Below are 19,792 nucleotides of genomic sequence, written 5' to 3'. Positions count from 1 at the left end.
GTCACTCCCCGCTTGCAAAGGTGTTGTCGAGACGTACATTAATCCACGTACTCCGAACGGTGTTCGGAGAAGGGAGAAGGAGACCGCCATGGCACTTCACGACCAGCCGGCCTACATCATCAAGATGCGCGCCAAGCCCGGACTCGGCGACAAGCTGTTCGAGCTCGCCACGGCTGGCATGCAGAAATCGGGATCCTCCGACCGGTTCATCATCGCCCGCGAGGACGACGACCCGGACGTGCTGTGGAACATGGAGGTGTTCAAGTCCGAGGAGGCCAAGGCCGGCTACGAGGGCAGCCCCCTCGCGGACGAACTCCGCGATGAGATCATCGGACTGCTGGCCGAGCCGCCGATGCGCGTCGCCGTTCACCCGTACTCCGCCGCACCGGTCGCCTGAACTCCGCATGCCGGCAGCCCGCCGCGGTAGCTTCGCGGCGGGCTGTGTCCTCGCACGTCATGGGGGTCGTGCCGACGGTCAGGAGACGGTGTCGGGGCGGGTGAGTAGGGTTTTGTACCAGTCGGCGTCGGGGGAGTTCGTGGCCGGGAAGTTGGCCAGGGGGTCGGTGGCGAGGGAGGCGGAGTCGAAGTCCCAGGCTCGGGCGGTGGCGCCGGATTGGCGGGCCGAGATGATGAAAGCCTTGTTCGAGGCGGTGGCGGCCCAGAAGAGGGCGCCGTCCTTGAGTTCGGTGGTGTCGCCGGATTGGTATTCGACGAAGGCCAGTTGGGCGTAGCGGATGCGGGCGGCTGCCGGCGCGCGGTCGGTGGTCGCGGTGAGGGTGCCGGGCGAGACCGTGACCGTACGGCCTGCTGTGCCGGCCGTGGTGGTGGGGAAGCGGGCGTCCGTGGTGGTGGCGTGGGCTCCCCAGGTGATGGTGGCGGCGCCGGCCGTGGCTTTCCAGTCCCAGTTCTGGGAGTTGCTCTGGCTCTGGTGGATCTCGCGGAAGGCGGTGCCGGCCGGGTCGGTGAAGGCGACCGTGGGGAGGACGCCGGTGTCGTACTTCGCGGAGGCGGACCAGGTGATCTCGCCGGCGGCGTCCAGGTGGCCGATGCGGGACCAGAGGTTGGTGCCGGACGGGGCCTGGTGGACCTCGACGAGGGTGCCGTCGTTGTTGAGGGCGACGGCGGGGTTCTTGCCGGTGTCGTATCGGCCGTGGCGTTGCCAGGTCAGTTTGCCGTCCGTGCCGTAGGTGCCGGTCCAGTACCAGAGGACGCCGGAGCCGTTGTCGTGGACTTCGACGACGCGGCCGGCGGCGTTGATCGCGATTGCCGGGTTGCTGCCGGTGTCGCGTTTGTAGCCCGTACGGGCGGCGGCGCTGCCGGAGAGCACGGTCAGGACGCGGCCGCGCAGGGAGCCGATCGCGGGCAGTGCGCCGGGGGTGTCCAGGGAGCGGATGAGGCGGGTGCCGAAGACGTCCGCGAGCTGCTGGTTCAGGGCGCCGAGGTTGCCCGTCGCCGCCGTGGTCCGGGTGGTCAGGTCGTCCTTGAGGTCCAGCAGGACGGTGATCGGGGACGCTGTGGGGTGCGCCGCCGACCACGTGTTCACGAGGGTCAGCCAGTCGCGCAGGTGGTCGCCGGCCGGGTTGCCGCCGGTGTGGTCGACCTGGTCGCCCGCGGAGCTGTGGCCGATGCGGTAGTCGCCGGCGCTGGCGTAGTCGCCGCTCCAGATGTCGAATTCGAGGAACCGTACGCCCGAGTCCAGCTGGTGCGTGATCGAGCCGCGGGTCCCGGCGATGTTGCCCGAGTACGAGTTGTGCGTCGCCCGCGAGATCGCGGAGGCGAACGGCAGATCATCAAGCGGGGCGGCGTTGGCGGCGGCCGGGACGGCGATGAGCGCGGCGCTGAGGAGCGCCGCGCCCATCCGGCGGAGATCGGTCATGCGGTCGACCCTAGGAGCTATCGCCGCACATCGATATAAGCGGAATCGAACGAGAAGTGAACGTCAGACCCGGAAACGCTCCGCCACCGTACGCAGCTCGCCCGCAACCCGGTTCAACTGGCTGACGGCGTCATCGGCCTCGATCAGCGTGCTGCTGGTCAGCTCCGCCGATTGCGCGACGCCGTTGATGTTGGCGGCGATGGTGGAGCTACCTCCGGCGGCCTCGCCGATGCTGCGGCTCATCTCGGCGGTCGTGGCGGTCTGCTCCTCGACCGCGGAGGCGATGGTGACCTGGTAGTCGTTGATGCGCTGGATGATCTGGGAGATCTCGCCGATCGCCTCGACCGCGCTGGACGTGTCCGCCTGGATCGTCTCGACCCGGCGGGAGATGTCCTCGGTGGCCCGGGCGGTCTCCTGGGCGAGATCCTTGACCTCGGAGGCGACCACGGCGAAGCCCTTGCCGGCGTCGCCCGCGCGGGCGGCCTCGATGGTGGCGTTGAGGGCGAGCAGGTTGGTCTGCTCGGCGATCGCGGTGATCACCTTGACCACGTCGCCGATCTCGGCGGACGAGGTGCCGAGCTTCGCGACCGTCTCGTTGGTGCTCTGGGCGACACCCACCGCGCTCGAGGCGACCTGGGCAGCGTCGTTGGCGTTCTGGGCGATCTCGCGGATCGAGGCACCCATCTCGTCGCTGCCCGCGGCCACCGACTGGACCGAGCCCGAGACGTCGCCGGCCGCCCCGGCCACCAGACCGGCCTGGGCAGCCGCTTCGCGGGCGCTCTCGCCGATACGGGCGGTGACGCCGGTCAGCTGCTGGGTGCTGGTGCCGAGGTCGCGGGCGCCACCGGTGAGCTGGGCAACGGTGGAGCGCAGACCCTCGCGGGCCTGGTTGACGGCGACCGCCATCCGGCCGAGCTCGTCGCGCGAGCGGACCTGGGCAGCGATGGTGAGGTCGCTGTCGGCAACCGCGCCGAGGGCCGCAGCCACCGTGGCGAGCTGCCGCCTGATGACCGTGACCACGAACGCGGTGAGTGCGGCGGCGAGCAGCACACCCGCGACCAGGGCGACGATGATGAACCAGCGGGACGAACTGGCCGCACCGGCCGCCTTCGCGGCGAGGGCATCGGCCTCGGTGTCCTCGGACTTCTGCAGGTCGGCGACGGACTTGTTGACCGCCTCCTCGGACGCGGTGAGCTGCGGGAGCTGCTGGTCCGCGGCCGGCAGCGTGAAGCCGGACGGGGCGGTCTCACCGAAGAGCAGCACGTTGCGCAGCACCCGGTACGTGTTCATCGCACTGGTGAAATCGGTCAGACTCTGGAGCCGCGTCGGCGAATCCGCGGCGATCGCCTGGTACTTGGTGACGGCCGTGTCGACCTTCGTGTCGGCGGCGGTCGTGTCGTCGCGGCCCTCCTTCTTCGCGGCCGCGTCCGCCCCGAGCTGCCAGATGAGCATGCCGCGGAACATGTCGGAGATTCCGCCACGCATCTCGGCGACCTGCTGGAGGCTGTCGACGTGGTCGGCTTTCATGATCGCCAGGTCGTCGCGCAGGTCGTTCACCCGGTACAGGGCGAGGACGCCGACCACGATCGCCACCACGCCCATCGCCATCGCCGGCATAGCGCTCTTCACCGCCATACTGCGGTCGGCGAGCCAGCCCACGCCTGCGGGCCGGGTGACGGTTACCTGAACGCGACTGTTCGACTGAGCCTTGGGCACGTTCTGATCATCGCGTCAGACCACGACGACTTCAGGCAAAACGCGAAGAACGGTCAGCGCACCACGAAGTGGATCACTTCGGCGTCCCCGACCTGCCAGCCCTCCACCGCGAGCGCCACATACCGGGCCTGAGCTGCGAGGGGACCGTATTCGAGCCCGTCCGTGGAGCTGTCGATCCGGTGCGGGCGCTGCTCACCTCGCTCCGACCAGGTCACCCGCACGTCGCTGATGGTGTGGACCGCGCCGAGGTCGACCACCATGCGACCGCTCTCGCCGGGACGCCAGGAGGTGCGCGGGTCGCCGTCGACCGCGCTCTCCGGAGAATTCATCCCGGCGGGAAGGGGCGAGGTGGGGAATGTGGTCCGGCCCCGGGACAGATCGGCGACGGGGGTGATCGGCACGTCGGGGACAGTCACGGTGCGTGATTTTCCGGCGGGTACGCGTACGGTCGATGACCATTTGCCACAACGCAGAGTGACCACTGCGCGGGTTTTCGGGGGTGCCGTAACGGTGACCCGGTGCGAATCGGCCACCTCGAACGTCGTCCCCGCCGGGGGGTTGCCCTCGGTCCGGAACCGCGGCGGCTCGACCCGGGCGCTGGCGGCGTCGAGGCTCACCGGCCACTCGAGTCCGTTCTTGGTCACCACCTGGGTGCCGACGTAGAGCCATTGCCGGGACGGGAGCCGCACGGTCACGTCGACAGCCGGGTGTGGCGTCAGGTTGAAGATGCTCAGGAAGCCGTCGGCGTCGCTGACCGACAACCCCTTGGCGGCCGGCATCGGGCGGGCCGCGGACCGGGCGAGGTCGCGGCCGCCGCCCGAATAGCCCTCGATGATCGGCGCCGGCGCGCTGACCGCGGTCGCGGAGACCGTGATCTTGTCTTTACCACCGTGCGTGACGAGCCCCGCGCGGCCGTCGATGTTCACCCAGCGCGACACCGTCCGCGTCTCCGGCAGGACCGCGGCGTCGGTCCAGGTGACGGCGTCGGTCGAGGTCTGGATGACGAACTTCTTGCCGTACGCGGACTCCCACGTGATCCGGACCCCGGCGACCTTCACCGGCGACCCGAGATCGACGGCGAGCCAGCTGTCCTCGCGGGCCCGCTCCTCGCGGTTCACGGCCCAGCGGGTCTCCGGGTTGCCGTCGGTGGCGTTGCGTGCCGGGTACCAGACGTCCTCCGACGACGCGATCGGCATCGCACCCTGGGCCAGGTCGGCGCCGCGCACGTCGAGCACGCGCAGCGTCCAGATCGAGTAGCCGTACTCGGTGGCGGGCTCGCGGCCGAGCATCCGGACATAGCGGGCCACCCGCGGGGTGAACGTGATGTCACTGCCGTCGATCTGGTCGGTCAGCTCGGCCTTGCCACCCGCGTACGTGAAGGTGCGGTAGCCGTCGAGACCCGGCACGCCGGGCACGCTCAGGTTGAACAGGGACAGGCCGCCCTCGCCGCTCAGGCCGGTGCTCGCGTAGACGACCGTGCCGGTCGGCAGCGTGGTGAAGCCCGCGTAACCGTCGTCCACGGCGAGCACGGTCGCGGTCGCGTGGGTGCCGTCACGATTCTTCTGGTACGCCTTTGTCCAGCGCTGCGTCGCGATGACGTCCGCGGGCAGGAACACCGGGTCCCGGCTGTCGACGAGCCAGTTGTCGTGCCCCGGCTGCCACAGGAACCGCACGAAGCCCGGCTTGGTGACAGCGCCCGCGAACGCCGCCTGGTTCTGGTGCGCGAGGAGACCGATGTCCTCGCCGAAGTCGCGGGTGCCCCGGGCGTTGGCGAAGAACTGCTGCACGGAGACCGGCTGCACCGGCGCGGCCCGCAACCGATGGAAGAGGTACGCGACGGCGAGCTCGGCGCGCGCCTCGGGCTCGTACTTCTCCTGGTCGCTGAGCTTGGTCAGCCGGTACTTCGGCTCGTAACGCACGTAGTGCAGCAGCCGCTCGGCGAGCTCCGCCTCGGCGCGGGCGGCGTCCCGGTCGCCCTGGACCTGGGCGAGATAGGCGAGCGGCAGCACGTCCCGGCCGTACAGGTGATAGCGGTCGGCGGCCATCGGCATGACCGGCTCGCCGGCATCGCCGGCCAGCAGCCGCAGGGTCCGCCACAGCTCATCGCCGTTGGGCTGGTGGAGCAGCACCTGGGGCAGCGGCTGCTTCGCCACCATGAAGTGAATGGCCGCCCGCCCGGCCGTGCGCCAGAGCTCGGCCTGAGCGTACGGATCCGCGGACCCGTTGTGCTCCACGATGAAACTGTCGTGCAGGTTGTGCGCGGTCAGCAGCTGGTCGATGCGTTCCCCGTCGACCACCGCCGGGTTGGCGCGGTCCGCGACGGGCAGCCCGCTCGCGTTGGCCCGCCAGAGCAGGAAACGGTCACGCCAGTCCGGCGCCGAGGCGTTGTCACCGGCCCAGGCGAGACCCGGTGCGAGGGCCTGCGCGTAGACACCCATGTCGGCGAGCTTGGTGTCGCCCTTCCACGCGCCGGTGATGCCGTTGGGGCTGCAACCGTCGCTGAGGGGGTCGTCACGGGTGCCCAGGGCGTACGCGTAGGCGGCCTGGCCCTCGGCGATCGCCTGCACGTTGGCGCGGGTGGCCGGGTCGAGGTCCTTCCAGAGCAGCCGGGCCGCGAGCACGAAGTAGAGCTCGAACGTCGAGTCCCAGAACAGCTGCTTGCCCCACTCGCTGCCGCCGACGAGCCGGTTGGTCGCCGCGTAACGCTGGATCGTCGCGACCGTCCTGACCCGCAACGTGTCGGCGTCGACGCCGGTCGACCGCGCGTCGTAGTCGTCGAGGCCGAGCAGGACGGCGTTGCCGAGCACGACGGTGAACCGGAAGTCGGCGGCCCGGTATGCCCCGATCGAGGTATCCCACTGCTGCTCGACCCACTGGGTGTGCACGTGCAGCAGTTGCCGGTAGATATCGGCGACCGGGTCCTTCGCGGCGACAGCGGCGCCCGCTGATCCGGCCGGCAGAGCCGCAACGGCGCTGGTCATGCCGGTGAGACCGGCCAGCGTGAGGACGCTGCGGCGGGACATCGGCAACAAGGGGACCTCCCCGGCGGATCAGGATGGCCTAGACAGGCTTCACTTCCGCGCCAAAGCCTGTCAAATCAACCTTTGATCACATCGCCTACTCTCGCAGCGTGGACAGCCTGGACGTCATTCTCACTGTGGCAAAGATCGCCGTTGCTTCGCTGTGGTGGGTGATGTCGGTCATGCAACTCGTCCGGGCGCGACAGACACCGGGCCCGGACGTCGTGTGGCGCGGCAACCTGCTCCCCGAGGGCAGGCTGATGGCGTACGCGGGATTCTTCTTCTCGGGTTTCTGGACGCTCTACGTCATCTACGACTTCGTCGAGAACAACACCGTCCAGCTGGCCCTGATGATCGGCGGGATCGCGCTGATCGGTGCGGGCATCGTGATGTTCAGCGTCCGTAACCGCCGCATCAAGGCGCGAGCGGCGGCTACGGACTGATCAACGGCCCGCGTACGTACGGACGTAGTCGAACGTGCCGGTGGCGCCCGTGGTGTTCATCGAGACCAGGCCGATCTTGAGCGGTCCACCGCGGGGGAAGGACCAGGCGCCGCCCCACTCCCAGGTCGTGCCGTCGGTGCTGGACGCCATGCGGATGTCGTTGGCGTTGTTCGCCGCGTCGTAGTGATACGCGAGGCGCAGCCATTCGGTGGGCGTCGCCGGGCCACCGAACATCGGGCCGGAGAAGACCTGACCCGTCGAGACCCGGGTGTCCTCCTTGGTGAACTCGGTGGTCTGCTGCACAGCGGCCGGCCCGTACGTCGTCAGTGGCAGCACCGAGTGGACCAGTTTCACGAATTTGTCGTCGTTCTCGTAGAGCACCAGACCGGCCTGCTGGTTGCCGCGGGTGCCGTCGAACGTCACCTTCGTCTCCACCACGAAATCCCCGGCCGGCGCGTCGCGGGTGAGCACCGACGCCGAGTTGTCGCCCTGATACAGCTCAGCTCCCTGCGTCGGCCAGACCAGCGCGCCACCACTGACGGTCGTGCCCGGATTGCCCCGGACCCAGCTCCAACCGGCATTAACAGCAGACCCATTGAATTCATCCGAGTACGCCGTGAGCGCCGCGCCCACAACCGGATCGTTGACGCGCCTCGTAACCGGGCGGTAGAGCGGCGCCGCACCGAGATTGTCGACGTCAGCGGCCCCGGCGCGGGAGACCGCACCGATCCGCCCGGACGTGTACCCCGCCGGCACGGTGACGTTCACCGAGGCGACCGCGTCGTACAGCCGGTCCGCGGAGACCTCGGCGTAGAGGGCGTTCCCGCGTTTCTCGAGCACAACGGTGTGCCACGAGTCGTAGTTGAAGTTGGCCGGCAGCGCCGCCCTGGTGACCGAGGACCCCACGGAGACCACGAACTGACGGGTGGCGCTGTCGAGCACGGCGCTGATCTGCCGGGCACCCGACCGGTAGACGATGCCGGCTGCCTGGCCGCGCACATCGCCCTCGACACGGACGTCGCCGCTGACCGTCGCGGTGCTCAGGACCGTGGACGGCGTCGGCGTGGTCAGGTGACCATCCACGAGGGACCAGTCGGTGCCGAAGCCGGCGGTCGAGCCGAACGTGCTGCCGACCGTCCACGTGGTCACCGGCGCGGTCTGCGGGCCGGTGGACGGCCCGGCTCCCGCGTTCACCACGGGCCAGCCACCGATCCAGTCGAGCCGGTCGATCAGCATCGGGCGGCGGGTCAGGTTCAGCGTGGCGCCGTTGGCGCCGGTGATGGGCGGGAAGTCCGGGTTCGTCTCGGCGATGCCGTGGTAGACGAGCCAGTCCTGGCCGGCGAGGTCCGTGGTGATCGAGTTGTGGCCCGGGCCCACCCAGCCGTTGCCGTTGGCCGCGACGACGATGCCGTCCTTGCTGGTGGTGTCGAGCAGGTTCAGGCCGCTCGGGCTGGTGAACGGCCCGGTCGGCGACGTGGCCCGGCCGACCTTCGTCACGTACCCGCTGAACGCGCCGTCGCAGCAGCCGCCGTCGGAATAGAACAGGTAGTAGTAGCCGCCGCGGTGCACGACGAAGCCGCCCTCCGCGCGGCGTCCGCGGGCGATGGTGGTGACCGTGCCGGTGAGGGCGGTCGCCGTGTCGTTCATCCGGGACACGCAGATCGTGTCGTAGCTGCCCCAGTAGAGGTAGTACGAGCCGTCGGTGTCCTGGAACATCGCCTGGTCGATGGTGCCGCTCGGGCAGCCGCCGCCGTTGGGCACGATCTGGCCCCGGTCGGTCCACGGCCCCGCCGGGTTCGCGCTGGTGACCAGGCCGATGCCACCGGTGGAGAGCGAGTACGTCAGGTGGTACTCGTTGTTGAAGTACCGGATGTCGGGTGCCCACTGCCGCGCGGCGGACGGCCACCAGGACGGCTTGGCGGTCAGCGCGAAGACGTCGCCGACGTACGTCCAGTGGACCAGGTCGGTGGAGCTCAGGGTCGGCAGGATGTGCTCACCGGTCTCCCCCGCGCTGTTGAAGATCGGGTTCGTGGTGCCGTACGCGTACCACTTGCCGTCCTTCGCCTTGATGGTCGCCGGGTCGGGGAAGGTGTCGACCGTGCCGGCTGTGACGGGGTTCGCGTAAGTGGCGGGGGCGCGGGGAGTAGCCGAGGCCGGCGATGCGGCGAAAACGAGAAGTAGTGAGAGCAGGGCGGGGGTTTTACGCATCCGTGCGTTTCCTCCACTAGTGACCGCTAGCGAGCAGCCGTTCGGAAGCCCGTGTTTCCCGTCGAGGAATCGGGGGTGTTCGACGAGCGGGCAGCGTTGCGATACCGATTGCAGTACGAGTCGTGACACAGGTACGAGCCGCCGCGGATCACGCGCGCGGTGCCGAGCGACGGTCCCCGGGGATCCTCCACGGGGGACTGCGAGTAGTAGACGGGTGAGAACCAGTCGGCACACCATTCCCAGACGTTGCCGACGGGCTGGTAGAGGCCGTAGTTGTTGGGGGCGTAACTGCGGGCCGGCGCGGTGGTGAGCCAGCCGTCCTCGGCGGTGTTGTCGACTGGGAAATCGCCCTGCCAGATGTTGCAGGCCCATTCCCGCGGCAACTCGTCACCCCATGGATAACGCTGCGATTCCTGACCGGCCCGGGCCGCGCATTCCCATTCGGCCTCGGTGGGCAGCCGGCGCCCGGCCCAGGTGCAGTATGCCTGCGCGTCGTTCCAGCTCACGTGGACTACGGGGTGATCGTCGAGCGCTGCCGAGGACGGGCCGTCGGGGTGGGCCCAGTCCGCGCCGGTCACGCCGAGCCACCAGGGGGTGCCGCCGAGCCGGCCGACGACCTGGGACGGGTCGGAGACCGCCAGGTGGAAGACCGCGGACCAGCCGAACTGCTCGGCCTCGGTCCGGTATCCGGTTGCCTCGGTGAAGGCGCGGAAATCGGCGACGGTCACGGTGGTCGTGTCGATGGCGAAACCGTTGAGGCGTACGGGATGGAGGGGCTGCTCGCCGTCCGGGCGTACCCCATCGGATTGGGCATCACCCATCACAAACGTCTGGCCGGGCACCGAAGCCTGAGCAATCCGATGCTGTCCGCGCTCTTCGATCCTGGTTGTGGGCAGCGCCGCATGCGCAGTGGAGGGTGAACAACAGGAACTCATAGCCCCACCGGCTTCGGTTGCGACGCGTGCGGCTCGTCCTGCAAACGCGCTTGTTCCCGCCACATCTGCCGGGCGAGGTCGTCGCGGATCCCGGCGTAGGAAGGGTCGTGGTAGACGTTGTGCAGTTCGGCCGGGTCGGCGGTGAGATCGTAGAGCTCCCATTCGCCGGGATAGGTGAATTCGCCGGTGCCGGGAATGCCGAGCCCGTCGTTGTAGAAGTAGATGAGCTTGTAGCGATCGGTGCGGAATCCGTAATGCGCCGGCGCCTTGTGGAACACGTCGTCGTGCTCCCAGTAGCGGTAATACATTCCGGTCGCCGGAGCCGAGGCGGGCGTGCCGAGCAGGTCGGGCCAGAAACTGCGGCCCTGCATGCGCGGGTGCGGTGCGACGCCGGCCGCTTCCAGGATGGTCTGCGCCCAGTCGACGTTCGTGACGATGTCGGTGATCGGCGCGCCCGGCTCGATGCGCGCGGGGTAGCTGAGCACCAGGGGCATGCGCAGCGACTCCTCGTACATGAAGCGCTTGTCGAACCAGCCGTGATCGCCGAGGAAGAAGCCCTGGTCGGAGGCGTACATGAGCAGCGTGTCGGCGAGGTCGCCCCGCTCGCGCAGCCGGTCGGTGACCCGGCCGACGTTCTCGTCCACGGCGGTGACGCAGCGCAGGTAGTCGGCCATGAACCGCTGGTACTTCCACAGCGCCTCGGCCTCGTAGTCCAGCCCGGGCGGCGGATCGGTCTTGAGGTCGTCGCGGGTGAGGTGCTCGGCGATGCGCATGGCGGCACGGCGCGCGGACGACGTACGGGTCGCGTAATCGTCGTCGAACGTCGCCGGCACCGGGATCGGGCCGGTGAAGAGATCCCGGTGGCGTGGATGCGGCACCCAGGGGCGGTGCGGGGCCTTGTGATAGATCAGTACGCACCACGGGTCGTCGCCGTCGAGCGAGTCCACCCAGTTCAGGGCCAGGTCCGTGATGATGTCCGTGGTGTAGCCGGGCACCGTGCGCAGGCCGTCCGCCGACAGGAACCGCGGATCGTTGTACTCGCCCTGCTCGATCAGCACGTCCCAGTAGTCGAAGTGCTGCGGATCGTGCCCGGGGCCGTCACCCATGTGCCACTTGCCGACCATCGCCGTGCGGTACCCCGCCTGTTTGAGCAGCGAGACGAAGGTCGGCTGGCCGGCGTCGATCGGGGTGACCAGCGTGGTCACGCCGTTGACGTGGCTGTACGTGCCGGTGAGGATGCTGGCCCGGCTGGGCGAGCAGAGCGAGTTCGTCGCGAAGCAGTTGTCGAACCGGCGGCCGAGGCTCGCGATCTCGTCGATCCGCGGCGTGGCGTTCAGGACCGACCCGTACGTCCCGATCGCGTGCGCCGCGTGATCGTCCGTGAGGATCATCGCGATGTTCGGCCGCCTGGTGGTCACTGGTAGGACGCCTCATCCAGGCCGCTCTGGGTCGGGTCGTGGTCGACCTGGCCGATGTCGTACATGGACGTCATCCAGTGGTAGAAACGGTCGTCGCGCTCGACGAGCAGCGTGTAGAGGCGTTTGAGCATCCGGCTGCGGACCGGTTCCATCTCCGGGTGGTGGTAGATGTTGAGCAGCTCGTCGGGGTCGTTGCGCAGGTCGTAGAGCTCATTGGTGGAGTCCGGGTTGACGACCAGTTTGTAGCGGTCCTCGCGGAGCATTCGCTGCGGATACGGGAAGTGGTGGCCGTGGAATTCGCCGACGATGTCCTGCTGCCATTCCGGGTGCTCGCCGCGGAGCAGCGGCACCAGGCTGCGGGAGTCGACCGCCTGGTCGGTGGGCAGGCCGGCCAGGTCGAGGATGGTCGCGGTGCAGTCCAGCAGGCTCACGAATTCGGTACGCACCTGAGCGGGCGCGCCCGGGACGCGCACGATGCCCGGGGTCCGGTAGATGTCCTCGTACATCGCGGGGCCCTTGTCGTGCAGCCGGTGCGAGCCGGTGAACTCGCCGTGGTCACAGGTGAAGAAGACCGTGGTCTCGTCGCGCAGGCCGAGCTCGTCCATGACGGCGAGGATCCGGCCGATCTGCTCGTCGATCAGCGTCACGTAACCCCAGTAGACCGCGATGAGCTTGCGGGTCACCTCGATCGGCATCGTGTCGAACGTCCAGTGCGCGCTGTAGTTGCGCTGCACCGGCGGCTTGCCCTCGAACGTCTCCGCGATCGATTTGGGCAGCTCGACCGTCGCCGGGTCGATCAGGTCGAAGTACGCGTCCGGCACGATGTAGGGCAGGTGCGGGCCGAAGAAGTGGGTCGCCAGGTAGAACGGCTTGCCCTCGGCTGCGTAGCGGCGCATCAGCTCGATGGTCCGCGTGGCCAGGTAATACTCGAACGTCGCCTCGACCGGTTGGTGCAGGCGGGCCGCGAGCAGGTTGCCCGGGCCGCCGTTGGGGAGCGTGCCGCGGATGCGATCGCTGATCTCGTACGCCGGAAGGTCGTTGTCCTTCAGGTACGCGAGATAGTCCGGGTTGTCGACGGGATTGTGCCAGCCGGGCAGCGTCGGCCCGTCGAACCCGTAGTCCGCAGCGGTCTTCTCCGTCCCGGCGTGCCACTTGCCGACGAGTCCGGCGTTCCAGCCGTTTTCCTTCAGCGCCTCGGGGAACGTGAACGTCCCCTCCGGCAGGTCCTCCAGGTAACCGACGTTGCGCTCGTGGTTGGCCAGCACCTTGTGCCGGAATGGCGCCTGCCCGGTGAGCAGGCTCGCGCGCGACGGCGTGCAGATCGCGGTCGGGGTGTACCACCGATCGAAGCGGGTGCCGGTGCGGGCGAGCTCGTCCAGGTTCGGGGTGCGGGCCAGGCTGTTGCCGTACGCCCCGAGCGTGTCGACCCGGTGCTGGTCGGTCATCAGGAAGAGAAGGTTCACGCGGCTGCCTTCGTGAACGCGTCGCCCAGGTAGTAGGTGGCCGGGTCCGGGTTCTCCTTGAGCTTGCCCGCGCCCACGAAGTAGTCGCCCATGCCGGTGAGCCACTTGGCCGCCGTACCGTCGGCGTTGTAGCCGTCGATGGTCTTGCTGTCGAGCATCTCGCTGTTGGCGGCGTCCGCCTTCACCGCGGCCTCGTCCTGCTTGAGCATCGCCGCGACCAGCTTCACCGTCTGGTCCGGGTTGGCCTTGCGGTAGTCCATCGCCTCGCGCAGCACTTGCACGACCTTGGTGGCCTTGGCGGTGTCCTTCGCGGCGTCGTTGGAGGCCACGAACGCGGTCGGGAACGAGACCTTGTCGGCGAAGTCGGCGTCCTTGGCGAGCTCGACCAGGTCCGGCTTCTTCGCCTTGATGTTGTTGAGCAGCGGGTACCAGATGCCGGCCGCGTCGATCGCGCCCGAGCCGAACGCGGAGACGATGGTCGCGGCGTCCATCGGCACGCGCTGGATGTCGTCGTTGGTGAGCCCGGCCTTCTGCAGCGCCAGGGTCAGGATCATGTCGCCGGAGGTGCCCTCGGGCACGCCCACCTTCTTGCCCTTGAGCTGGCTGAGGTCCGTGATGCCGGCCTTCGCGATGACCCGGTCGGCGTTGCCCAGCGAGTTCAGCGCGACGATCTTCGCCTTGCCGGACGCGGGCAGCCAGACCGCGCCCGGGCCGATGTAGCCGAAGTCGAGGTCGCCCGCGTTCAGAGCGGTGACCTGCAGCGGGCCATTGGTGAACACCTTCGTGCTGGCCTCGAGGCCGTGCTTGGCCCAGAGCTTCTGGTCGTTCGCGACCGCCAGCAGGCTGGTGCCGTTGTAGTCGCCGATGTAGCCGAAGTTGACCTTCGTGGTTCCACCGCTGGAACTCTCGTCATCGTCGCCGCAGGCTGCGAGCAGGGTCGTGGAGGCTATGAGCGCGACAAAGGACCGACGGTTCATGCGGGGGTCTCCTGGTGGTAGACGGCGTTCCAGACGCGATTGCGCAGGGCCGTGAAGGCGGGGCTGAGCCGGAGCTCGTCATTGCGGGGGTAGGGCAGGTCCACGTCGACGACCTCGACGACGCGACCCGGGCGGGCCGCCATCACGACGACCCGGTTGGCCAGGAACACCGCCTCGTCGACGTCGTGGGTGATGAAGACGACCGTGCGCTTCTCCTGGCTCCACGTGACGAGGAGCTGGTCCTGCAGGCGTACGCGGGTCAGCGCGTCGACCGCCCCGAACGGCTCGTCCATCAGCAGGATCGAGGGGTTCACGGCGTACGCACGGGCAATGGCGACACGTTGCTTCATGCCACCGGACAGCATCTTGGGCAGCGCGTCGGCGAACTGGGTGAGCCCGACCAGCTCGATGAAGTGCTCGGCGATGCGGCGGCGTTCCTCGCGCCCGACGCCCTTGGTCTTGAGGCCGAACTCCACGTTCTTGCGGACGGTCAGCCACGGGAACAGCGCGTACTGCTGGAAGATGACGCCGCGATCGGGCCCCGGGCCGTTGATCGCCTTGCCGTCGAGCAGCGCCTGCCCGCTCGTCGGCGTCTCGAGCCCGGCGAGGATGTTCATCAGCGTGGTCTTGCCGCAGCCGGACGGGCCGACGATGGTGACGAACTCGTTGTCCGCCAGCTCCAGCGACACCTCGCCGAGCGCCGTGAACGTCTCGCCCTTGAGCGGAAAACTCTTGTGGATCCGGTCAATGGTGATCATCGGCGTTCCTGCCATCCGGTCAGCTTTGTCTCCGCGAGCAGCAGGATCCGGTCCATCAGCAGGCCCAGGATGCCGATCGTGATCAGGCCGACGAAGATCGTGGGGAGGTCGTAGTAGAGCTGCGCGCTCTGCATCCGGTAACCGAGGCCCTGCTGCGCGGCGATCAGCTCGGCGGCGACCAGCGTTGCCCAGGACGAGCCGAGCCCGACCCGCATGCCGACGAGGATGAACGGGCTCGACGCGGGCACGACGACCCGGGCGAAGATGACCCGGTCGTTCGCGCCGAGCACCCGGGCCGCGTTGATCAGCGTCTTGTCCACGTTGACCACGCCCTGGAACGTCGCGATGACGCAGGCCAGGAACGACGCCAGGAAGATGACGAAGATCTTCGGGGTCTCGCCGATGCCCATCAGCACGATCGCGAGCGGGATGATCGCCAGCGGCGGGATGGTCCGGAAGAACTGCACCCACGGCTCGACCAGGCCGCGGACCGTGCCGTACCACCCCATCAGGAAGCCGACCGGGACGGCGAGGGCGACGCCGAGCACGAATCCGCTCAGCACCCGGGTCAGGCTGGCCACGATGTCCTCGCCCAGCGTGCCGTCGGCGATCAGCTCGCCGTAACGCTTCAGCACCTCGGGCGGGGCGGGGATGTCGAAGCCGGCGAGCGAGAACCCCCACCAGACGCCGATGCCCGCGATGATCGAGATCGCGTTGAGCAGCAACGTGCGGTTCTTCTTCCTGGGAACCCCGGCCCGCTGTTGTGGGGGACTTTCGACGAGCGTCGTCACTGCATGCTCCCAGCGGTTTCCGGATATCCCGCCAGCAGCGGGGATTGCTTGAACAGGGCCGCGATCGCACCGAGGGTGCCGTCGTCGTCGCCGAGCCGGGCGGCCCGGATGCGCGGCCGGTCCCCGCCTGCCGGGACGAGCTCCGCCTCGACGATCGCGCCGGCCCGGGCGACGATGCCGGGCGCGGCCCGCACCAGCCGGCCGCCGATGACGATCTGCTCGGGGTTGAGGATCAGCGCGGCGTCGGCCAGCACCCGCCCGACCGCGGTGGCCACCCGTTCGATTGTCGTGATCGCGGTGCTGTCACCGGTGGCCAACGCGGCGGAAAGGTCCTCGATCGTGGCGAGCCGGCAGGCCCGCAGCACCGCCGGGACCGAGGCGACGGTCTCCAGGCAGCCGCGCTTGCCACAGCGGCACACGTCCCCGGACCGGTCGGCGGTGATGTGCCCGAACTCCCCTGCGACCCCGAAGCGCCCGGCGACCAGGCGCCCGCCGACGACCAGTCCCCCGCCGATGCCGTCGGAGAGCCGGACATACAGGACGTCACGTACGTCGTCACCGCCCGCGATCGCCTCGGCCAGCGCCGCGAAGCGGGTGTTGTTGTCGACCAGCACGGGCGCGGCGAACCGGCGGCTGAACGCGTCGGAGACGATCCCGGACTGCGCGCTGCCGGCCGGCTGGGGACCCGCGAGACCCACCCCGACACCCTGTAGTGCCTGGTAGGTGACGCCGGATTCGCGGCCCGTCCGCTCGATCAGCGCGAACGCGGCGGCCAGCCGGTCGGCCCACGGCGTCTCGGCGGCGTACGAGCTCACCCCCCGCGCGATGATCTCGTGCGAAGCGTCCGCGACCGCCACCCGGACCCGGTTGTGCCCCAGGTCGACACCCATGAACTGGCCCGAGTGCGGGTCCAGCGCCAGCAGTTCCGCCGGACGCCCGCTGCCTGCCCGCGCCTTCGCGTCGGTGTTCACGACCACGATGGCGCCACGGGCGAGCAGCTCCCCGGTGATCTCCGAAAGGGTGGTCCGGGAGAGACCGACCCGGGTCGCGATCTGGGCCCGGCTCAGCGCGCCGCGATCGCGCAGCAGGGACAGGACGCGCTCCTCATGAGCGCGCCTGACCAGCGCATGTACGCCTACGGTGCCCGACACGAGGCAACGGTAGGACCGGCAGAATTTTTCCGTCAACACTCCGGCAGAATTATCTCTACTTCGCAGCTAGGAAAACTGCGCTCGAAACATGTCGTTAACCTGGGAGTCTTCGCCAGGCACGGTCCTCCGCATTTTTCGCGTCAGGTTCCGGAACAAGGATTGCTTGCTTGTTAACTGATGCATCGAAGAGGATAGCGATACGTCCCCACCAGCGGCGATCCCCAGCGCTCGGCGTCGGCCACCCGTCCCGGCCGGCGCCGCGCGTGAACCAGGGACACCTTGTCCGTGGATAGGTGGGGCCTTACTCCCAGGTCGGCGGGCGCCCAGTCTTCAGTCATGACAGACACCCACTCGCCCGTTCGTTCCTAGGATCGTCTCGTGGACCGCGCCCAGCTAGCCGACTTCCTGCGTACACGCCGGGAGGCCCTGCAACCCGAGGACGTCGGGCTGCCCCGGGGGCCCCGGCGGCGTACCGGTGGCCTGCGCCGCGAAGAGGTTGCCGCGCTCAGCGGCATGTCGGCCGACTACTACAGCCGGATCGAGCAGCAGCGCGGCCCGACACCATCCGAGCCGATGCTCGCCGCGATCGCGCGTGGCCTGCACCTCTCGCTGGACGAGCGGGACCACCTGTTCCGCCTGGCCGGACATGCCACGCCGAAACGGGCGCCGCGCTCCGAGCACATCAACCCGGGGATCATGCGCATCCTCGACCGGCTGCAGGACACCCCCGCCCAGGTACTGAGCAGCCTCGGCGAGACGTTGAGCCAGACCCGGCCGGCGATCGCGCTGCTCGGCGATGACACCCGGTGGACCGGGAAGGCCCGCAGCATGGTCTACCGCTGGTACACCGAGCCCGAGTCGCGGCTGATCTACCCGGAGCGGGACCACCCGATGCACAGCCGCATCTTCACCGCGCAGCTGCGGATCACCTACACCCGGGAGGGCAAGGACTCCCGGGCCGCGGCGATCGTCGACGAGCTGCTCGACCTGAGCCCCGAATTCCGCCAGGTCTGGGCCGCGCACGACGTCAGCGCCACCCACCTCGACGCCAAGCGGATCGCGCACGCGCAGCTCGGTGAGATCGAGGTGCACTGCCAGACCCTGGTCGACCCCGGCCAGTCCCAGGTCCTCCTGGTCTTCACCGCCGTGCCCGGCAGCGAGAGCTACGAGAAGCTCCAGCTGCTCTCCGCAGTCGTCTGATTTTCCTCATCAACACCTTTCAAGGGAGCACCATGTCCACAATCGCCCTGATCACCGGTGGCAACCGCGGTCTCGGCCGCGCCACGGCCCTCGCCCTCGCGACGGCCGGGGTCGACGTGATCATCACCTATCGCACGAACGCCTCGGAGGCCGCCGAGGTCGTCGACGAGGTCAAGCAGCTCGGCCGGGTCGCCGTGGCGCTGCACCTCGACACCCGCGAGGTGGAGACGTTCGACGCCTTCGCCGACGCCCTGGGCACCACACTGCGCGACACCTGGAACCGCGACACCTTCGACCACCTCGTCAACAACGCCGGTGTCGGACTGGCCGGCATGGTCGCCGACACCACCGTCGAGGTCTTCGACGAGCTGTTCGGGGTGCACGTCCGCGGCGTCTTCTTCCTGACCCAGAAGCTGCTGCCGCTCATCGCGGACAACGGCCGGATCGTCAACTTCTCCACCGGCCTGACGCGCTTCGTCAACAACGGGCCGTGGGCGGCGTACGGCGCGGCGAAGGGGGCCGTCGAGGTCTTCACGCGCTATCTGGCACAGGAGGTCGCGCCGCGCGGCATCACCGCCAACGTGATCGCTCCCGGGCCGATCGGCACCGGGTTCGGTGGCGGCGCACTGCAGAACGAGCAGGTCAGCGAGCACCTCGGCGGGCAGACCGCGATGGGGCGGATCGGCCGGCCCGAGGAGATCGGCGGCCTGGTCGCGACCCTGCTCACCGGGAACACCGGCTGGGTCACCGCGCAGCGCATCGAGGCCTCGGGCGGAATGCTGCTCTGAGGCGGACAATCTCCCTATGTATGTGATCAGGGAGAAGTTCTTCTCGATCGGCGACGACTTCGATGTGCTCGACGAGCACGGCACGAAGCTGTACCGGGTCGACGGCAAGGTGTTCAGCGTCCGGGACAAGGTCGTGATCGAGGACCCGTCCGGCAACGAGGTCGCGAGCGTGCACCGGCATCTGGTCGCGCTCCGGCCGACGTACGAGATCAAGATCGACGGCGAGACGGCCGCCGAGGTCCGCAAGAAGCTCTTCACGCCGTTCCGGGACAAGTTCACCATCGACGTCCCCGGCCCGGACGACCTGGAGATGAAGGGCAACCTCCTCGACCACGAGTACATCATCGAGCTCGGCGGCGAGGAGGTTGCCGCGGTCTCGAAGCGCTGGCTGACGATCCGCGACACCTACGCCGTGCAGATCTCGGCGGGCATCGAGCCGCTGCTGATCATCGGCGCGGTCCTGGCGCTCGACCTGGCCATGGAGCGCGAGGAGAAAAAGAAGGAAAAAGAGCAGAAGGACGAGGACTAGATTCACCCTGTGTGGGCAGTCACTGAAAGTGACTCATACTTTCGGCTAGTCTTTGCTCGCCCGCTCGGCTAATGTCTTGGTAACCGAACGGCCGAGTACGCGTCGGCGACGGTGGTCGCATCGATCACCGTCGACGGCGAGCCAATAGTGACACCCCGCCCGACCGGGCCTGGCGATTCCGCCGGGCCGGCTCTCCGGACAGGTGCCAGGGAGGACCACGACATGACTGTTACCCAGTCGACCACGGTTACGAACACAAAGACTTCAAAGATCAGCGAGGCGTCCGCGGACAGCGCCGCGGACCTCCTGAACGCGATGGCCGCGATGCCGGCCGGGCACCCGTCCCGCGCTTCCCTGCGCGACAGGGCGATCGAGGCCTGGCTGCCGCTCGCCCGCCACCTCGCCCACCGCTACTCCGGCCGCGGCGAGCCCACCGACGACCTGTTCCAGACCGCCACCGTCGGCCTGATCAAGGCTGTGGACAAGTTCGACCCGGAACGCGGCGTCGACTTCGCCGGC

At 68.8% G+C, this 19,792-nt stretch carries 17 protein-coding genes; 6 read left to right on the top strand and 11 right to left on the bottom strand.

Annotation, left to right across the window (positions count from 1 at the left end):
• Nucleotides 1-88 precede the first annotated feature (88 nt).
• Nucleotides 89-397 carry a putative quinol monooxygenase gene (locus Aco04nite_RS01885; RefSeq protein WP_212995462.1) on the top strand — a complete coding sequence of 103 codons (309 nt, stop codon included), beginning with the start codon at nt 89-91 and terminating at the stop codon, nt 395-397.
• A gap of 78 nt (nt 398-475) precedes the next feature.
• Here the strand turns inward: Aco04nite_RS01885 and Aco04nite_RS01880 are convergent, their stop codons facing one another.
• The 3 genes from Aco04nite_RS01880 to Aco04nite_RS01870 form a co-directional block, all read right to left on the bottom strand.
• Nucleotides 476-1,876: a phosphatidylinositol-specific phospholipase C domain-containing protein gene (locus Aco04nite_RS01880; RefSeq protein WP_212995461.1), complete on the bottom strand. Its 1,401-nt coding sequence runs from the start codon at nt 1,874-1,876 to the stop codon at nt 476-478.
• A gap of 63 nt (nt 1,877-1,939) precedes the next feature.
• Nucleotides 1,940-3,511 (bottom strand): methyl-accepting chemotaxis protein, encoded by a 1,572-nt coding sequence (locus Aco04nite_RS01875; protein ID WP_438874889.1) that lies wholly within the window; start codon nt 3,509-3,511, stop codon nt 1,940-1,942.
• 134 nt (nt 3,512-3,645) lie between these two features.
• On the bottom strand, nt 3,646-6,615 hold the full coding sequence (locus Aco04nite_RS01870; protein WP_212995459.1) for a discoidin domain-containing protein: 2,970 nt from the start codon (nt 6,613-6,615) through the stop codon (nt 3,646-3,648).
• Nucleotides 6,616-6,722: 107 nt separating this feature from the next.
• Here Aco04nite_RS01870 and Aco04nite_RS01865 point away from each other — a divergent pair, with 107 nt between their 5' ends.
• Complete coding sequence (locus tag Aco04nite_RS01865) at nt 6,723-7,055, top strand: hypothetical protein (protein ID WP_212995458.1); 333 nt, start codon at nt 6,723-6,725, stop codon at nt 7,053-7,055.
• Here the strand turns inward: Aco04nite_RS01865 and Aco04nite_RS01860 are convergent, their stop codons facing one another.
• The 8 genes from Aco04nite_RS01860 to Aco04nite_RS01825 are packed head-to-tail and all read right to left on the bottom strand — an operon-like array spanning nt 7,056 to nt 16,756.
• Nucleotides 7,056-9,263 carry a family 43 glycosylhydrolase gene (locus Aco04nite_RS01860; protein WP_212995457.1) on the bottom strand — a complete coding sequence of 736 codons (2,208 nt, stop codon included), beginning with the start codon at nt 9,261-9,263 and terminating at the stop codon, nt 7,056-7,058.
• A gap of 26 nt (nt 9,264-9,289) precedes the next feature.
• Nucleotides 9,290-10,198: a formylglycine-generating enzyme family protein gene (locus Aco04nite_RS01855; RefSeq protein WP_212995456.1), complete on the bottom strand. Its 909-nt coding sequence runs from the start codon at nt 10,196-10,198 to the stop codon at nt 9,290-9,292.
• Entirely contained in the window at nt 10,195-11,616 is a 1,422-nt protein-coding gene (locus Aco04nite_RS01850) for a sulfatase family protein (RefSeq protein WP_212995455.1), read from the bottom strand. Before Aco04nite_RS01850 ends, Aco04nite_RS01855 begins: the two co-directional genes overlap by 4 nt.
• Nucleotides 11,613-13,079 carry a sulfatase family protein gene (locus Aco04nite_RS01845; protein WP_212995454.1) on the bottom strand — a complete coding sequence of 489 codons (1,467 nt, stop codon included), beginning with the start codon at nt 13,077-13,079 and terminating at the stop codon, nt 11,613-11,615. Before Aco04nite_RS01845 ends, Aco04nite_RS01850 begins: the two co-directional genes overlap by 4 nt.
• On the bottom strand, nt 13,076-14,056 hold the full coding sequence (locus tag Aco04nite_RS01840) for an aliphatic sulfonate ABC transporter substrate-binding protein (RefSeq protein ID WP_212995453.1): 981 nt from the start codon (nt 14,054-14,056) through the stop codon (nt 13,076-13,078). The genes Aco04nite_RS01845 and Aco04nite_RS01840 overlap by 4 nt, the downstream gene beginning before the upstream one ends.
• Nucleotides 14,053-14,814: an ABC transporter ATP-binding protein gene (locus Aco04nite_RS01835; RefSeq protein ID WP_244875680.1), complete on the bottom strand. Its 762-nt coding sequence runs from the start codon at nt 14,812-14,814 to the stop codon at nt 14,053-14,055. Before Aco04nite_RS01835 ends, Aco04nite_RS01840 begins: the two co-directional genes overlap by 4 nt.
• Complete coding sequence (locus Aco04nite_RS01830) at nt 14,811-15,605, bottom strand: ABC transporter permease (protein WP_212995451.1); 795 nt, start codon at nt 15,603-15,605, stop codon at nt 14,811-14,813. Before Aco04nite_RS01830 ends, Aco04nite_RS01835 begins: the two co-directional genes overlap by 4 nt.
• Nucleotides 15,602-16,756: an ROK family transcriptional regulator gene (locus Aco04nite_RS01825; RefSeq protein ID WP_212995450.1), complete on the bottom strand. Its 1,155-nt coding sequence runs from the start codon at nt 16,754-16,756 to the stop codon at nt 15,602-15,604. Before Aco04nite_RS01825 ends, Aco04nite_RS01830 begins: the two co-directional genes overlap by 4 nt.
• Before the next feature lie 378 nt (nt 16,757-17,134).
• On the opposite strand from Aco04nite_RS01825, the gene Aco04nite_RS01820 reads away from it, so the two are divergent.
• The 4 genes from Aco04nite_RS01820 to Aco04nite_RS01805 form a co-directional block, all read left to right on the top strand.
• Complete coding sequence (locus tag Aco04nite_RS01820) at nt 17,135-17,956, top strand: helix-turn-helix transcriptional regulator (protein ID WP_212995449.1); 822 nt, start codon at nt 17,135-17,137, stop codon at nt 17,954-17,956.
• Between the two features lie 32 nt (nt 17,957-17,988).
• Nucleotides 17,989-18,744, top strand: coding sequence for an SDR family NAD(P)-dependent oxidoreductase (locus tag Aco04nite_RS01815; protein WP_212995448.1), 756 nt, complete (start codon nt 17,989-17,991; stop codon nt 18,742-18,744).
• A 16-nt stretch (nt 18,745-18,760) separates the two neighbouring features.
• Nucleotides 18,761-19,273, top strand: a complete 513-nt coding sequence (locus Aco04nite_RS01810; protein WP_212995447.1) for an LURP-one-related/scramblase family protein — start codon at nt 18,761-18,763, stop codon at nt 19,271-19,273.
• 222 nt (nt 19,274-19,495) lie between these two features.
• Nucleotides 19,496-19,792 (top strand): sigma factor (locus Aco04nite_RS01805; RefSeq protein WP_280519300.1); only part of this gene is annotated, 297 nt, incomplete at its 3' end.

This window comes from Winogradskya consettensis (assembly GCF_018332715.1).
Lineage (GTDB): Bacteria > Actinomycetota > Actinomycetes > Mycobacteriales > Micromonosporaceae > Actinoplanes > Actinoplanes consettensis.
The sequence above is the reverse complement of the archived record's forward strand: the minus strand, read 5'-3'. Positions and strand labels throughout refer to the sequence as shown.

Coding starts and splice junctions, on each gene's coding strand:
- Aco04nite_RS01840 (WP_212995453.1), bottom strand. CDS start 14,056: ATGAACCGTCGGTCCTTTGTCGCGCTCATAGCCTCCACGACCCTGCTC.
- Aco04nite_RS01860 (WP_212995457.1), bottom strand. CDS start 9,263: ATGCGTAAAACCCCCGCCCTGCTCTCACTACTTCTCGTTTTCGCCGCA.
- Aco04nite_RS01870 (WP_212995459.1), bottom strand. CDS start 6,615: ATGTCCCGCCGCAGCGTCCTCACGCTGGCCGGTCTCACCGGCATGACC.
- Aco04nite_RS01875 (WP_438874889.1), bottom strand. CDS start 3,511: ATGGCGGTGAAGAGCGCTATGCCGGCGATGGCGATGGGCGTGGTGGCG.
- Aco04nite_RS01810 (WP_212995447.1), top strand. CDS start 18,761: ATGTATGTGATCAGGGAGAAGTTCTTCTCGATCGGCGACGACTTCGAT.
- Aco04nite_RS01880 (WP_212995461.1), bottom strand. CDS start 1,876: ATGACCGATCTCCGCCGGATGGGCGCGGCGCTCCTCAGCGCCGCGCTC.
- Aco04nite_RS01835 (WP_244875680.1), bottom strand. CDS start 14,814: ATGATCACCATTGACCGGATCCACAAGAGTTTTCCGCTCAAGGGCGAG.
- Aco04nite_RS01885 (WP_212995462.1), top strand. CDS start 89: ATGGCACTTCACGACCAGCCGGCCTACATCATCAAGATGCGCGCCAAG.
- Aco04nite_RS01855 (WP_212995456.1), bottom strand. CDS start 10,198: ATGAGTTCCTGTTGTTCACCCTCCACTGCGCATGCGGCGCTGCCCACA.
- Aco04nite_RS01815 (WP_212995448.1), top strand. CDS start 17,989: ATGTCCACAATCGCCCTGATCACCGGTGGCAACCGCGGTCTCGGCCGC.